This window comes from Lysobacter sp. N42, from assembly GCF_004344885.1.
In genome coordinates this window covers 1,005,013-1,019,611 of the sequence record NZ_SKFB01000001.1, presented here as the reverse complement: position 1 = coordinate 1,019,611, position 14,599 = coordinate 1,005,013, and the positions used below count along the sequence as shown (strand labels likewise).

General features: G+C 45.7%; 14 protein-coding genes. 12 read left to right on the top strand and 2 right to left on the bottom strand.

All coding sequences use genetic code 11. The annotated features are described in order from the left end of the window. Nucleotides 1–26 precede the first annotated feature (26 nt). A complete protein-coding gene (locus EYQ95_RS05005; RefSeq protein ID WP_111913809.1) occupies nt 27–890 on the top strand; it encodes a TraB/GumN family protein in 864 nt (287 codons plus the stop codon). Nucleotides 891–913: 23 nt separating this feature from the next. Here the strand turns inward: EYQ95_RS05005 and astB are convergent, their stop codons facing one another. Continuing rightward, nucleotides 914–2,254, bottom strand: coding sequence for an N-succinylarginine dihydrolase (gene astB, locus EYQ95_RS05000; protein WP_111913810.1), 1,341 nt, complete (start codon nt 2,252–2,254; stop codon nt 914–916). A gap of 306 nt (nt 2,255–2,560) precedes the next feature. Here astB and topA point away from each other — a divergent pair, with 306 nt between their 5' ends. The 11 genes from topA to EYQ95_RS04945 are packed head-to-tail and all read left to right on the top strand — an operon-like array spanning nt 2,561 to nt 13,595. Then, on the top strand, nt 2,561–5,248 hold the full coding sequence (gene topA / locus EYQ95_RS04995) for a type I DNA topoisomerase (RefSeq protein ID WP_111913811.1): 2,688 nt from the start codon (nt 2,561–2,563) through the stop codon (nt 5,246–5,248). A 24-nt stretch (nt 5,249–5,272) separates the two neighbouring features. After that, the gene (locus EYQ95_RS04990) at nt 5,273–5,641 is read left to right on the top strand and encodes a hypothetical protein (protein ID WP_111913812.1); all 369 of its coding nucleotides are present in this window, start codon (nt 5,273–5,275) and stop codon (nt 5,639–5,641) included. Beyond that, entirely contained in the window at nt 5,638–7,143 is a 1,506-nt protein-coding gene (locus EYQ95_RS04985) for a hypothetical protein (protein ID WP_111913813.1), read from the top strand. The genes EYQ95_RS04990 and EYQ95_RS04985 overlap by 4 nt, the downstream gene beginning before the upstream one ends. Beyond that, a complete protein-coding gene (locus EYQ95_RS04980; protein ID WP_111913814.1) occupies nt 7,140–8,285 on the top strand; it encodes a hypothetical protein in 1,146 nt (381 codons plus the stop codon). The genes EYQ95_RS04985 and EYQ95_RS04980 overlap by 4 nt, the downstream gene beginning before the upstream one ends. Then, the gene (locus EYQ95_RS04975) at nt 8,278–8,832 is read left to right on the top strand and encodes a hypothetical protein (protein ID WP_111913815.1); all 555 of its coding nucleotides are present in this window, start codon (nt 8,278–8,280) and stop codon (nt 8,830–8,832) included. Before EYQ95_RS04980 ends, EYQ95_RS04975 begins: the two co-directional genes overlap by 8 nt. Beyond that, nucleotides 8,832–10,355: a GspE/PulE family protein gene (locus EYQ95_RS04970; RefSeq protein WP_111913816.1), complete on the top strand. Its 1,524-nt coding sequence runs from the start codon at nt 8,832–8,834 to the stop codon at nt 10,353–10,355. The genes EYQ95_RS04975 and EYQ95_RS04970 overlap by 1 nt, the downstream gene beginning before the upstream one ends. Beyond that, nucleotides 10,352–11,410, top strand: coding sequence for a type II secretion system F family protein (locus EYQ95_RS04965; RefSeq protein ID WP_111913817.1), 1,059 nt, complete (start codon nt 10,352–10,354; stop codon nt 11,408–11,410). The genes EYQ95_RS04970 and EYQ95_RS04965 overlap by 4 nt, the downstream gene beginning before the upstream one ends. 29 nt (nt 11,411–11,439) lie before the next feature. Further along, nucleotides 11,440–11,880 carry a type II secretion system protein gene (locus tag EYQ95_RS04960; protein WP_111913818.1) on the top strand — a complete coding sequence of 147 codons (441 nt, stop codon included), beginning with the start codon at nt 11,440–11,442 and terminating at the stop codon, nt 11,878–11,880. Nucleotides 11,881–11,882: 2 nt separating this feature from the next. After that, nucleotides 11,883–12,110, top strand: coding sequence for a hypothetical protein (locus tag EYQ95_RS04955; protein ID WP_111913819.1), 228 nt, complete (start codon nt 11,883–11,885; stop codon nt 12,108–12,110). Next, on the top strand, nt 12,097–13,017 hold the full coding sequence (pilV, locus tag EYQ95_RS04950; RefSeq protein ID WP_111914816.1) for a shufflon system plasmid conjugative transfer pilus tip adhesin PilV: 921 nt from the start codon (nt 12,097–12,099) through the stop codon (nt 13,015–13,017). Before EYQ95_RS04955 ends, pilV begins: the two co-directional genes overlap by 14 nt. Nucleotides 13,018–13,043: 26 nt before the next feature. Beyond that, the gene (locus EYQ95_RS04945; RefSeq protein WP_165831902.1) at nt 13,044–13,595 is read left to right on the top strand and encodes a TadE/TadG family type IV pilus assembly protein; all 552 of its coding nucleotides are present in this window, start codon (nt 13,044–13,046) and stop codon (nt 13,593–13,595) included. Here the strand turns inward: EYQ95_RS04945 and folD are convergent. Further along, the gene (gene folD, locus EYQ95_RS04940) at nt 13,592–14,455 is read right to left on the bottom strand and encodes a bifunctional methylenetetrahydrofolate dehydrogenase/methenyltetrahydrofolate cyclohydrolase FolD (RefSeq protein ID WP_111913821.1); all 864 of its coding nucleotides are present in this window, start codon (nt 14,453–14,455) and stop codon (nt 13,592–13,594) included. The genes EYQ95_RS04945 and folD overlap by 4 nt on opposite strands. Nucleotides 14,456–14,599: the final 144 nt, after the last annotated feature.

Below are 14,599 nucleotides of genomic sequence, written 5' to 3'. Positions count from 1 at the left end.
TGCTCTAGTGTCCCAAGGAGCTTGAATTGAAAAGGTTAAAGCTAAAAGTATTCACCGCAGTATGGTTACTTTTGGCAGCATGGCTGCCAACAACTTTACAGGCCGAATTGCTTTATGAAGTAACTTGGGATAATAAAACCGTATGGTTACTGGGCACTATACATTTGGTGAGTAATGAAGAAACTCGCCTGAGTGACACTGCACAATCGGCTCTGCAAGAGAGTCGTTTTGTGTGGTTGGAAATGACCCCGCAAGAGTTATCTCGAAGTTCCACGTTACTTTTCGAACAGGGCGTTCGCTCCGAACCTTACCTTCAAGAACAGCTTGACCCAGAGCAATGGGCAAAACTCGCTGCCGTCACATCACGACTAGGTTTAGCCACTTCGGTGGTGGGTCGAATGGAGCCTTGGTTGTTAGAGTATGTTGTACTCGTGCTGACACTACGTAAAGAAGGTTTTGATGAGCAACTAGGCATAGATATGCAGCTAATTCGTGCAGCAGAAGCCCTGGAGAAGCCGCTACGAGGTTTAGAGGACGCAGAAGACCAAGTATCGGTTCTTATGGATGCTCGCGACGAGATGCCGCTTATAGAGCATATTGAATTGATTCTTGGCGATAGCGAGTCAGCGGTGCAAGATATGCGTAGTTTGGAAGCCATGTGGGAACGAGGTGAACTTGCAGAGCTTCTGACCTCAGCTACCGCAGAGATGAGCGAACGCACTAAGCATGTGCTTTTGGTTGAGCGCAATCAAAAGTGGTTTCGCCAAATTAGGCAAGAGATCGCTGCAGATGACACCGTTTTCGTTGGTGTTGGTGCCGCGCACTTAGGTGGAGAGCAGGGGCTGCTCGACTTGTTTGAACGCGCTGGAGCAGAAATTACCCGCCACTAAAAAGCAGCGGGTAAAATGTGATGTTAGTCTTGCTGGAATGGATACACTGAACCAAGTTTCATAATTTGAGTAAGCTCGTCTAGTGCAGTGCGCGATTCAATCAGCAGCTGAGGATCTGCAAGATCATCGCTACTTAGCTCGTCACGGTAATGTTTATCAACCCAAGTATTGAGTTTGGCGAAAAGGTCGTCGTTCATGATACATGCAGGGTTCACCGCATCAACTTCTTGGTCATTCAATGCTACGCGCAAACGAAGACATGCAGGACCGCCACCATTTCTCATACTCTGTTTCACATCAAAGTAGCGCACTTCTTTAATCGGCGTGTTATTCGCACTCGTCAGCTCTTCTAAGTATCGTGAAACGACTTCACTTTCTTGGCACTCGGTAGGCGCAACAATAATCATGTGGTCTTTGCTCAACGTAATTAGCTGCGTATTGAACAAGTATGTTTTAACCGCTTCTGCAACCGGAACTTTAGCTGTTGGCACTTCGATAAAGTGCATAGGCTTATCTAACTTTTCTTCAAGTTCGCGAAGCTTAGCTTGCGTGTCGAGGAATGCTTCTTCGTGATAAAACAGTACGTTTTGGTTACCCACTGCGATTACGTCGTTGTGGAATACGCCTTGGTCGATAACACCTGGATTCTGCTGTACAAATACTGTGTTTTCTTCACTTAAGCCATGCAAACGAGCAACGGCAAGGCTGGCTTCATAAGTTTGACGCGCAGGGTATTGGGTAGGTGCAGGTTTGCTAGCATCAAATGCGTAACGACCGAATACAAACATTTCTACACCAGAGAAACCATACTCGTCGCAGAACCGCGTGTGGTTCGCTGCACCTTCGTCACCGAAGTGTTCGTTGTCAGGTAAATGCGTGTGGTGCTGGAAATATTTTTCGTTATTAAACATCGCTTTCAAAATGCGACCGGTTGTAGTCGGTTCTAAAGAGCGGTGAAACTTGTTAGTTAAATTAGCTGGTGTGAAGTGCACACGGCCGTCATGAGTGTCTGCGCTTGGCGACACCGTTGCGGCATTTGCAGTCCACATACTCGATGCCGAGCAACATGCTTGAAAGATAGCTGGGGCTTCTTTTGCAGCCTTAGCAAGAACTTCTGCGTCGCTCCCTGTGAAGCCAATACGTCTAAGTGCATAAATATCTGGACGCTCTTGTGGAGCTAACACTCCTTGAACCATACCCATTTCTTGCAGGGCCTTCATTTTTTTCAGGCCTTGCTTGGCAGCAGAGCGTGGACTAGACACGCTTCGGGCATTGCTTAGTGAAGCAACATTACCAAATGATAAACCAGCATAGTTGTGTGTAGGCCCTACTAGGCCGTCAAAATTCACCTCAAAGTGCTTCATTTTGCGCAACGCTCCTACCGCAGATGTCTTAATTTGAAAATTAATTGAAACTTAATTATACGCACCTTGCTGACCAATAAAAGCCTTATTTTCCGTGGCCTAGAAAGCGATATGCGAGATTTGATTAGCTATTCATAAGAACTTTATTTATATGCTTAATATCGCTCATGGGTTGTCACTGGGGAGGATAATCTATATATGTTAAAAAAAGAGAAAGCCGGAGTTTAGACTTGAAGATAAGGAATTAAGCGCTTATATCAGGGCCTACACCTCCTATACATTCTATAAATAGAGATCATTGACCACATGGGAAAATCGCTCGTTATTGTTGAGTCTCCTGCAAAGGCCAAAACAATCAATAAGTACCTCGGTAACGACTTCATCGTAAAGTCTAGTGTTGGGCATATCCGTGACTTGCCGACTAAAGCACTGCAAAAGGCTCCTGCAAAACCTGCGGCTGAAGTGCGCAAAATGTCGCCCGAGGAAAAAGCAGCGTATAAACAGCAACGAGATTACCAAAATCTTGTGATGCGCATGGGTATCGACCCAGAGCATGGATGGGAACCTCATTACGAAGTGCTTCCCGGCAAAGAAAAGGTGGTTAAAGAATTAAAGTCTCTGGCGAAGAAAGCTGACAAAGTTTATCTCGCAACCGATTTGGACCGTGAGGGAGAAGCTATCGCCTGGCACCTTCGCGAATTAATTGGAGGCGAAGACGAGAATTTTCAGCGGGTAGTGTTCAATGAGATTACGCAAAAAGCCATTAAGAGTGCTTTTGCGGAGCCTGCTAACTTAAATATCTCCCGCGTTAACGCGCAACAAACACGACGTTTTCTAGACCGTGTAGTGGGCTTTATGTTGTCGCCACTACTTTGGAAAAAAATTGCACGAGGTCTTTCAGCTGGGCGTGTTCAGTCTGTAGCCGTGCGATTGGTGGTGGAACGCGAGCGTGAAATTAAGGCTTTTAACCCAGAAGAATACTGGGATGTGCATGCAGACTTGGCGGCGAAACAGGGCCAAGCTGTATTTCAGGTTGCTAAAGAAAACGGCAAAACCTTCAAGCCAAAGAGTAAACAAGAAACGGAACTGGCATTAAGCGCTCTTAAAGATGAACGCTACGAGGTGGTTAAGCGTGAAGATAAGCCAACTTCAAGCCGCCCTGGTGCGCCATTCATCACTTCGACGTTGCAACAGGCTGCAAGTACGCGTTTAGGCTTCGGTGTGAAGAAAACCATGATGATGGCCCAGCGTTTATATGAAGCGGGTTACATTACTTATATGCGTACCGACTCTACGCACTTAAGCCAAGATGCTATACAAGCGTGTCGTCAGCTCATTGAAAAAGACTTTGGCGCAAAATATTTACCGGAGAAACCGAACTTCTACGGCTCGAAGGCAAATGCGCAAGAAGCTCACGAAGCGATACGGCCCTCTAACGCTTCTATTCGTTCTAATCAACTCAAGGGTATGGAAAGAGACGCGGAACGTCTCTACGAGCTCATTTGGCGTCAATTTGTGGCATGTCAGATGACACCAGCCCAATACGATTCCACAAGTTTAACGGTACAAGCCGGTAACTTTGAATTAAAAGCTCGTGGTCGTGTATTGCGTTTTGATGGTTGGACAAAAGTACAACCTCAGGTACAGAAGAAAGGCGCAGAAGACGCTTCTCTTCCCGATATTCAACAAGGTGAAGTGTTGGCGCTGCAGGCGTTGAATCCGCAGCAACACTTTACGAAGCCTCCCGCACGTTTCTCTGAAGCGTCGTTGGTGAAAGAGCTGGAGAAAAGAGGAATCGGCCGACCGTCTACCTATGCTTCCATTATTTCTACGATTCAAGATCGAGGTTACGTTCGTGTCGAGAACCGCAGATTTTATGCGGAGAAAATGGGTGAAATAGTCACAGATAGACTTACCGAGAACTTCGCAAACCTAATGAGTTATGACTTCACGGCGCAAATGGAACAACGCCTAGATGACATCGCTGACGGTGAGCAAGACTGGAAGCGAGCGTTAGATGAGTTTTACGCCCAGTTTAAAGAACGTTTAGAGACCGCTGGTTCCGAAGAAGCTTCGGGTGGAATGCGCAGCAACGTGGCCGTTCCTACCGATGTTGACTGTCCGAAATGTGGACGCAAAATGGGAATTCGAACCGCCAGTACTGGGGTGTTCTTAGGTTGTTCTGGCTATAACCTGGAAGGCGAAGATAAGTGTACGCAAACGCTTAATTTGTTGCCGGGTGATGAAGCGGTAAAAATTGAAGAGGGTGACGAGGATAGTGAAGCCGAAGCTGTTGCGCTGCTGGCGCGTAAGCGTTGCAGTAAATGCGGTACAGCGATGGACAGTTACCTGATCGATGAGAAAAGAAAATTACATGTTTGTGGTAACAACCCTGTCTGCGACGGTGTTGAAATTGAGCAGGGTAGTTTCAGAATTAAGGGGTATGACGGACCCATTATCGATTGTGATAAATGTGGGTCGCAGATGCAGCTGAAATCAGGTCGTTTCGGTAAGTACTTTGGATGTACTAACGACGATTGTAAGAACACCCGTAAATTATTGAAAAATGGTGAGCCCGCTCCACCAAAAGAGGACCCTGTTCCGTTACCTGAGTTACCTTGCGAGAACTCGGACGCATACTTTGTGCTTCGTGACGGTGCGTCGGGTATTTTCATGTCTGCGAATACGTTCCCACGCTCAAGAGAAACCCGAGCAGTTAAGGTAAGCGAGTTGAAGCGTTTCAAAGACCGCTTGCCGAAAAAGTTTTATTACCTAGCCGAGGCCCCTGCAGAGGACTCGAAAGGGAATGAGGCTATTGTGCGTTACAGCCGGAAAACAAAAAGTCAGTACGTTATGTCTGAAGAAGGTGGAAAAGCTACCGGTTGGCAAGCACACTATGAGAATGGCGAATGGAAGGAAGTCGAAGGAAAGTCGTCTTCAACCACTCGTAAGCGCGCGGCTAGCAAAAAAGGGAGTCGTAGCAAGAAAAGTTAAACTTTATGGATAAAGGAAGCCGGTATGACATGGATTGTCGTAGGAACCCTGGCAGCGAACCTCTCGCTGCCAGCGAATATTTCAGAACAATGCCTCTACCTCATTCAAGAACCCCCTCAAGTCAGCGCGGAGTCAATACCTGAAGTTCGTTTTGAACTTAAAGCTGACCGCCTAAAACCGCAGATTGAGTCTCTGCTATTCGCCCATTGGGATATTCAAAAAGTGGTTTGGTACGCGGATCCTCATCATGTGTGGCCTACTGATTTTGAGTTGGTTGAAAGAAGCTGGGACGTTTTACTTTCAAAGGTGTTGGAGCCCTATCAGTTAAGAGTGGCAATACACGAGAATCGAACCGCCGTTGTTGATTATATGCCCGATGCGGTGAGCTTATGAGATACGTTTTCATACTCATTTTCGGAGTAATGTCTTTGGTTGGTTGTGCTCAGCTTGGCGACTCTTATCAAGAGGCCGCTAGTGAATCCTCACAGCGCATAGCCCAGGCTAGGGCGACACAATCTTCAGCTCCTGAGACTGCCAATGTGGTGCGTGCGCAAGGGTATTTCGTTCCTCCTTTGAATTTACCGGAACGTGAAGGACCGTCGTGGATGGGCTTACCGGTTCAATTTGTCTTTGATGGATATCCTCTAGGACGAGCATTGAACGACTTACTGGCACCAGAAGGGGTGAGTGTAAGGCTCTTGGATGACATTGATGTCACCACGCCTATTTCCCTTCGGCATGAAGGTACGGTCGGAGAAGCATTGCAGCAAATTGGATTAATGACCGGCTTTTCGTATGTGGCAGAGGACCGTTTAGTGACTTGGCGGCAATACGAAATAGCAGAGTTTGATGTGGCTTTTTTAGCTGGCGTAACCAACTTTTTCCTGGGCGAGGACGATTCCTCTTCAAGCTCCACCAATAATACCTCCGGTAATCAGGTTGTTGTTTCCGGAGCAGGCGTTAATGACGATAGCGCTCAATATCTAAATTTTACTAGCGAGGCGTTGTCGGTATGGGAAGACTTAGAACATGCGCTTACGTTGCTGCTTTCCGAAGACGGATCTTTGTCTATTAATCAGAGCTCCACCTCTGTTCTTGTCCGGGATCTGCCGCAACACGTCCAACTTGTGCGCGAGTACTTGCTACAACAAAATGAGCGGCTCACGCGGCAAGTCGCTATCGACATCCAAGTGATTGATGTCACGTTTACCAATGATAATCAGACAGGTATTGATTGGTCTCTGGTGTATGAAGCGACAGGGGGAGAACAGGTTCTAAACCTCTTTCAAAATGGTTTGAATCAATTTATTGGTGAGCAACAAGGTTTATCTATAACACGAAATTCGGGACGCTATGCGGGCTCAGAGGTTTTGTTAAGTGCCCTTCGTCAACAAGGCGTGGTCGAGGTTAATAACCACCCTCGGATGGTTTCTATAAACAATCAAATATCTAAAGTCGTGTTGGAAGAAAATGTCACCTATTTGGCTTCGGCTGGAAGCAGTTCAACTGCAAATGTTGGCTCAAGCGACTTGCTTATCCCTGGTGTGGTTCGCACTGGATTCGAATTATTTGTACTGCCTAAAATTTCTAACCAACAGGTGTTATTACAGGTCTCTACCAGCTTGAGTGATTTGTTGGGTATTGAAGAAATCACCTCGGGTGAAACCACCATTCAAACGCCGCAAACAACGCGTAAGAAATTCTTCATGAAGTCTCTTGTTGGCAATGAACAAACACTGCTTATCTCCGGTTTAAAAAGTGGAAAGCGACATTGGCAAAGTAAACAGGGATTTTTGCCTTGGCTGTTTGGCGGCAGTCAAACCGACCAAAGCCAGCGCACGGAAACTATTGTATTGCTTACGCCCAGAATCTTACCTACGGGAGCAATATTGTGAGCGCAGCTATCGCCATTCCAATAAAGAGAATGAAAAGCTCACAGGCTTTTAAACAAGCCAAAGCGCACTTTCCAGATGGTGTTGGAGGTGTATTTCGCTTACCTCAGGAAAAATGGCTTATTGCGACTGATTTTCCGTTAAGTCGCACATTTCTTATGTGGTGGAAATCATTACTGACCAGCAACTGTGCATATATAGAAGCCTATGGACCGCAAGTTTTATGGGTTGTGGTGCGAGATTCGAAGCTGCAAGTCGTTTATTTAGGCTCGTATGAACACGCAGAAGTGCTTATGACCAACGGATGCTCAGTGAAGCAGCCGGCGCTTGAGACGTTTAAACAAGTTAAGAACTCTCACCCACTCATGCATAAGATCAATGCATTAACCGCCCAAGGGGCCCTGAAGAAGCCTGAAAATAATGATCTGGGCCGAGTCGCAGTCAACTACAAGCGGTTAAGTCGTCACCAACAATCAGTGCCTTTAAGTGCTTTGATCGTCATTACTGCTGTATGCACGATGGGCTATATGTTTCTGCCGGACAAGACTGTGCCGGTAGCAAAGCCTCCGTCTGATAAAGATAAGATAGCAGAAATACTGGAACATTTGCCGGGTAAAGTGACGCCGCTATTACGCTTAGATTACAACAATCAGACTGCTTTAACTCAGATTCACGGCTGGCGCCTTAAAAGCTCTTCAATGACTACATCTTCACTTCGCTACGAGCTTGTGAGAGACGGTGGCAATTTGAGGTATTTGCGCAAGAAGCTTTCCGCTTTGAATATGAAGGTTGAGCAGAAAAATGGTCAGTGGTTAGCGTCTCAACCTGTTGCCTTGCCGGCACCAATTGAGGAAATAGAAAAGCTCGACTGGGTCGATATTGAAGCCTTGTCGGACTGGATAGATTATCAACTTGAATTGTGGATGCCCGGAGCAAAGCTTTTGTCTGTCCCCGAAAAGCAGCATGGAGACTATCGTATTCATAGGTTTGTTTTGCTGTTTGAAAAGCAGTACCTACCGGATCTACTCACTCTAGCGGCTATTCTGGAAAAGCTTCCTGTACAGTTTCAAAGTGGGGAGGTAGAGCGCCATAAAACTCAGATTTCAGGTCATATAGAACTGATAGGAGTAGGCAAAGATGAATAACTGCAAGCATACACTTTTAGTCGTCTTACTCTGCTTAATATGTGCTTTTGAGGCGTATGCTGAGGATGACGAAGAGAAAGAGTCGTATTTGCGTACGCCTGAAGAGCAACGTCAATTGCTGACCGAACATGCGGTTTTTCCTGAAGAAGGGAGACAACATCAGCAACTCGCATTATCTCTTCGTAATCAAAGATTGTTAGAAGCCCAGGCGGAGTCTCGTGCCCGCCAATTGCAATTTCAATTACAGGCGGCTCAAGCGCTGCATGCTATTCGCCAGCTTTCTGTTGTGGTGGATTCTAGTGAATTACAAACCAGTGACGAGTCTAATAATGAAGTTTCGTATCAAACAGATTTAAAGCGTTTCCGTTTACTTGGAATATGGCGTCGCTCTAATGGTGTTCGTGCAAAACTCGCTTACGGCGAACATTTGTTCACCGTAAAGCATGGTGACCGGCTGCTAGGCAACATAGTTGTGCACGTAAACACTCATAAAGTCGTTCTGAACATAGATGGTAAGCGTCATGAACTTTCTATGGGAGGATTCTAATGCTTACTGTTTTTACCAAGGAGCAGCTTTTGCATACTCAAGCTTGCCCAAAGCTATTGAATATGTGCCTGCAAGCAACCCACAAGTGGTCTGACTCAAGCTTAGCTATCGTGGTGTTAGACAATGGTTACTTGCTTGCTTCAGAATCGGTTTGGTCGTCTGAGCAAATGCTCATCACGCGAATAGATGCGCAAGCTCGCCTTCACTATCCGACATTGCACTGGGCCAAGTGTGAAAGTGCATTAATTCGCCAAACTTTAACCGAGTCGGACGCTATACGAAGAGAGCGTTCTGAGTCTTTAAGCTTTGATGAAAGCAACCAGTCTATGGCTAAACAAGCGCTCATAGACATTGTTATGGATGCTCATAGGCAGCAAGCTACCGATATTCACCTTCGTATGGTTGGGCGAGAGGCTCGTATTGCATACCGAATTCATGGTCAGCTCTATAGACAGCCGTCCCGAAGCAGAACGTCAGTTACAGAGGCTATCGCAGCCGCGCTAAATACCCAGTCAGAGGATTTTCGAGAAGTATTTGATGAGCGCCATTTGAGTGGAGCAAGCATTTCTTTGGTAATGCCCGATAGCGGTCAGACCATGAGAATTCGAACACAAAAGTCGCCGTGTAGGGACGGCTTTTCGGTAACGCTTAGGTTGCAGCCGAGTGAGCAAAGGAGTTTGCCTGAACTCTACCAACTGGGGTTTTCGCCATCGCGAATTGATGTAATAAAACGAGTTGTTGGACAAGCAAGCGGATTGTTTTTTATTTCGGGGCCAACCGGACATGGCAAAACAACCACACTTGCTGCCATCAATAGCTGCATTCCCGCGTCTCGTAAGATTGTCTCGCTCGAGGACCCCATAGAAATTATACAGCCAGAAATTGAGCAGAAATTTGTTTCCAGTGAACAAGACATCCATGCTTTTGCGAACATGATAAAAGCTGTGTTGAGAGAAGATCCGGATTTAGTAGAAATTAGCGAAACACGGGATCTACAAACAGCGAATGCTAGTATCTCAGCGGCTTTAACTGGGCACCTAGTTGCGTCCACGATACACGCAACAGATGCTGTGGGTATTATTAGTCGACTTCATGACTTGGGCGTATCGCTAGAAAAATTGAGTCAACCTGGCTTGTTCGCTGGACTTCTCGCACAGCGGTTACTTCCTCGCCTGTGTACCCAATGTAAACAGGAACATCACTCCCCCCAATGGGGTAAACACGCCGTACAATCTGAAAATGGGTGCAAAGCTTGTCATTTCACCGGTTTAACGGGTCGCGTAGCTGTAAGTGAATTGATTATTCCAGACGAACGCGCATCCGTTTGGATTAAGCAAGGCGACTGGGATACTTGGAAGCGAAATTTAGCGAAGAGTGGTTGGGACGCAATGGCTGTAGATGCCATGCTGTTGGTGCGACAGCAACTTGTTGATCCTCACCATGCTTATGAATTGGTTCCTGGGCTTGAAACAAGCGCGAACATTAATCTGTCGAAACTTACGGGAGAAGCACTTTGTTCGTGAGTTGGTGGGGTAGCAAACAAGTAGGTAAGGTGCCTAGGCTTACTGATAGTGAACAATTACAACTTGCTTTAGATTTAATGAATTGGATGCGTCAAGGTGTAAACGTATGGCAAGGGCTCAATATGGTTTTGGTGTCGTCTCGTGAGTTAGGTGACGCTAAATTAGAAACTGCATCCCGCTTCCTTCTTGCGGAGTTATCGGAAGGGAAAAGTTTAGGTCAGGCTTTTCACGGTTGGGCAAACCCTGAACTTGTAGTGATTTTAGATTCTGGGGTAAAAGCTGACAATTTAATTGGTGCAATTCAGGAGCTCGAGAGAAATGTTCAGTTAAAGCGCAAATTACTACAAGCGATTGTGCGGCAGCTTATATACCCAATATCACTATTTGCGACTAGCTTAGTGGCGCTGTGGTTTGTTGGAACTCAAATTCTTCCTAGGTTATTGGATGGTTATGGACAGGCCGAAATGCTGCCTGTGGCTGTCGCTGTGTCGGAAATGGCAAATCTTATTCAGCTGTTGTTTGTCCCCTGTATTCTATTGCTTGTTTCGCTGATTATTTGGGTATTGAGCAACCGTAAGGTATACACATCGACTTTTCATAGGCTGGTTAGTACCACGGTTTTCTACCAAGTTTATCGGTTGTTTTGTGCCGTAAGCGTACTTAACCAACTTAGCTTAATGGCTAAATACTCAAGAAGTTTGGCGCGCTCATGTGTGATTCTGAAAAACCATGCGCAAGGACTGGTTAAACATCATTACCAAGTCATGCTCGAGCATTACGCAAATGGCTATACCGAGCTTTCCGATGTAATGAATTCAGGACTTTTGGAGTCGTCATCTCTCATGCGGTTGCGGATGTCGTCGGGTAGACAGAGTGAGCGCAGTCAACAAATTTACGAACTCGCCATTAACTTAAGTCGGAAAGCTGAGTCAATTACGAGAAGGCGACTGAAAGTTGTGGTGTGGAGTTTGTATTCAATATCGTTTTTGTTAGTGGTTGCTACGGTAGTAGCAACAGCACAAACGGTATTTTATATGCTTGAACAATGGAGTTAAGGCAAACAGAAAACTAATAAGGAAATGACATGAAGAACGTAAAAGGATTTACATTTATTGAAGTGCTTGCGGTGTTGAGCATCATCGCATTGTCAACCATGGGAGTGCTCGCACTCAGAGATTGGGCAGCTAGTAATGCTCGAATATCAGAGGCGAAAGGGCAGATTGCCACTTTACAGTCTGGTGTACAGCAATGGCGTCCTCGAAATGGCATTTATACCGGTATTTCAGTGGAGGAACTGTCGTCGATAGCCGCAGTTCCGGTTTCTTGGGACGACGGTTCTGCAATTAATCCCTGGGGAGGCGATATTGAGGTTGAAGTGGATAGTAGCGATGCAACCAAGTATCGGGTGACCATAACGAATATTAGCTTGGAGCAAGAAGGTGAGCGCTTGGTGCGCGACTATTCGGAGATTTCTGAAGACGTTTCCTTCTCCGGCGACAGCGTCGAAATTGGATTTCAGGGTTAGCTGTGACTTTAACATTGATGGAAACCGTTATTGTAATTGCTCTAGCAAGTGGAGTTGCTGCTAGTTTTGCCTTGTATCACGCCTCACCTAACCTTGCATTAGACGATATAGGAAAAAAGGCGAGTGAATGTGTATTTTCCTCGCAAGTACAGCAAAGAGTGCTTGAGGAACAGTGGGTATTCAATGAAACGGTAACCGAAACGAGCGTGAATTGTCATGAGAGCAATTAACGGTTTTAGTTTGCTCGAACTCACCATAAGTATGGCTATTCTGAGTGGGTTGGTATTAGTTGGCATGCAGATTCAGTCGACATTGCATCAAAGTAAAATGGTGCAACATGCTGCTGAATACATGGTGAAATTGAAGCAAGAGGTTAATCGGTTTGCTACTTTACATGGTCACTTTCCAGAGGTTGTTACTGAACTACCGAACTTGCCTAATGAAGTGCCCTGGAACTTGACGTTTAACATGCAACAACAAGGCGAAACGTTAAATGTACGGACTCAATTTCCAAGTGAAACGGCAGCTCAAAGAGTATCTCGGTTGTTGGGTTCTACAGATATTTCCGGAAGTACACTTACTTTTGCTGTGCAAAAGCCGGTGACTGACGTTGTGTGGGATTTTGCACTTTATCGCTATCCGATATCTGGACGACCAGAACTAAACCAAATGCAAACGCATTTAGATATGAATAACTTCGATATTTTAAATGTGGGCATGTTAGATACTACCTCGGTGCAAGCCAACACTCTGACAACGAACAGGTTGAATGCTCATACTTACACTTCAGATAGTTTACTTGTGCGAAATACGGCAACCCTAAACCAGTTAGATGTAAATAATTTAACTGGAGAGCAGTTGACCGTTACAAACATGACGACAGACTACGCGGAAATACAGGATTTATTAGTGGATGAACTGTCTGCTGATGAACTAGATGTTCACCAATTAACCGCCCAACAACTTACAGTAGATGAGGTTGTAGCAAACAGCGTTGAAACCCAGACACTTGAGGCCGACGAAATATTCGCAAGTGACTTTATTACTCCACAAGGAAGTTTTAATGACTTTATACAGCGACTAGATACGTTAGAGGTATTATGGAGCGCCTGTGTACAAGAAGGGGGCTGCCAATAAGGTATTTGCGGCAACATGGCCAAGGTATGGTGGAATTTATCGTAGCCTTTCCATTAGTACTCTTATTTCTTGCTGGTCTGATTCAATTGGGGTGGTTGTTTTTAGCTCAGCATTTATTGCACGCGACCACTCAGCATATTTCCCTCTATGCAGCTGCAAATCAGAAAGCTCAAACCGAGTTCATAAGTATCTTTGTTGATCGAATGAAACAGCTACCTCACGGAGGTTTAGCTATACCTAAGTTCGAGCTAAGCGTGGATAAAGACTTAGAAGACAGCTCGTTTTGGCAAAATACAGAACATGGGGTAAAGGTACTCAAATCCGATTTTGTTATAGCTCGTTTAACTAAATTGAGTGAACAAGAAAGAGAAGAGTGGCTGCGTGCTAATACGCCCACGTTGAGGGTTGAATGGTGCTTTCCGTTGCGGGTGCCGGTGATAAATCAACTCTTTGAATTGGCGCTAAAGGATGCTAATGAGTGCGCATTATATGGAGGTAACGGAGTGCCCTATATTCGTCTTGAAAGCCAGACTCGATTTACGATGAAGTCTGACTTTCAGATGCCGAATAATGATTAATCGGTGTGAAACTTATTGCAGGCAAATAGTGTGTTTTCCATTAGGCATGCTACCGTCATGGGGCCTACACCACCCGGGACAGGGGTTATCCAGCTTGCCCGTTGCGCTGCAACGTCATAGTCAACATCACCACATAAGGTGCCGTCAGCTTGACGGTTTATACCAACGTCGATCACGATTGCGCCTTCTTTAATCCATTCACCTGGAATGAATTTAGCTTTACCCACAGCCACAATAACAATGTCTGCGCGCTCTACGTGCTGTTGTAAATCTTTCGTGAAACGGTGACAAACTGTAGTGGTGGCGCCTGCAATTAAAAGCTCTAAGCTCATGGGGCGTCCAACAATATTAGAAGCTCCAACGATAACCGCATGCTTACCGTGCATGTCATGCCCAGTGTGGTTGAGCAGTTTCATTACCCCCCATGGTGTACATGGGCGTAGCACTGGAATCCGCTGCGCGAGGCGACCAATATTGTATGGGTGGAATCCGTCTACGTCTTTATGGGGTACGATACGTTCAATAATTCGAGTCGCGTCAATTCCTGCTGGCAGGGGAAGCTGCACCAAAATACCATCAACTTCTTTATCTTCATTGAGTTCGTCAATTAAAGTTTCTAACTGACTTTGAGATACCGTGACAGGAAGATCGTATGCTCTAGATTTGAAGCCTACTTCTTCACATGCCTTACGCTTGCTTCCCACATAAACTTTGGATGCTGCGTCTTCACCTACAAGCACGACTGCCAAGCAAGGCGCACGCAAACCTTCTTTAACACGGTGTGTAACACCTTGTTTAACTTCAGCTCGGATACCCGCAGCTATGGCTTTCCCATCGATAATTTGGGCGCTCGTGACCATGAATTTTATTCCACTAGAATTGATGTATTAGATGGCGCTATATTTTCGCAAAATTCCACTTGAATTAACAGATAAATGAGTGAATCATAACTTTTCTACGCTATGTTGGCGTAAAAATAAGCAACCACGCGGTTTGCTTGAAAA

Bases quoted from the DNA above. Each gene is read 5' to 3' on its own strand.
- EYQ95_RS04945 (WP_165831902.1), top strand. From the start codon at position 13,044: ATGGTGGAATTTATCGTAGCCTTTCCATTAGTACTCTTATTTCTTGCT.
- EYQ95_RS04985 (WP_111913813.1), top strand. From the start codon at position 5,638: ATGAGATACGTTTTCATACTCATTTTCGGAGTAATGTCTTTGGTTGGT.
- pilV (WP_111914816.1), top strand. From the start codon at position 12,097: ATGAGAGCAATTAACGGTTTTAGTTTGCTCGAACTCACCATAAGTATG.
- astB (WP_111913810.1), bottom strand. From the start codon at position 2,254: ATGAAGCACTTTGAGGTGAATTTTGACGGCCTAGTAGGGCCTACACAC.
- folD (WP_111913821.1), bottom strand. From the start codon at position 14,455: ATGGTCACGAGCGCCCAAATTATCGATGGGAAAGCCATAGCTGCGGGT.
- EYQ95_RS04975 (WP_111913815.1), top strand. From the start codon at position 8,278: ATGAATAACTGCAAGCATACACTTTTAGTCGTCTTACTCTGCTTAATA.
- topA (WP_111913811.1), top strand. From the start codon at position 2,561: ATGGGAAAATCGCTCGTTATTGTTGAGTCTCCTGCAAAGGCCAAAACA.
- EYQ95_RS04990 (WP_111913812.1), top strand. From the start codon at position 5,273: ATGACATGGATTGTCGTAGGAACCCTGGCAGCGAACCTCTCGCTGCCA.
- EYQ95_RS04960 (WP_111913818.1), top strand. From the start codon at position 11,440: ATGAAGAACGTAAAAGGATTTACATTTATTGAAGTGCTTGCGGTGTTG.
- EYQ95_RS04970 (WP_111913816.1), top strand. From the start codon at position 8,832: ATGCTTACTGTTTTTACCAAGGAGCAGCTTTTGCATACTCAAGCTTGC.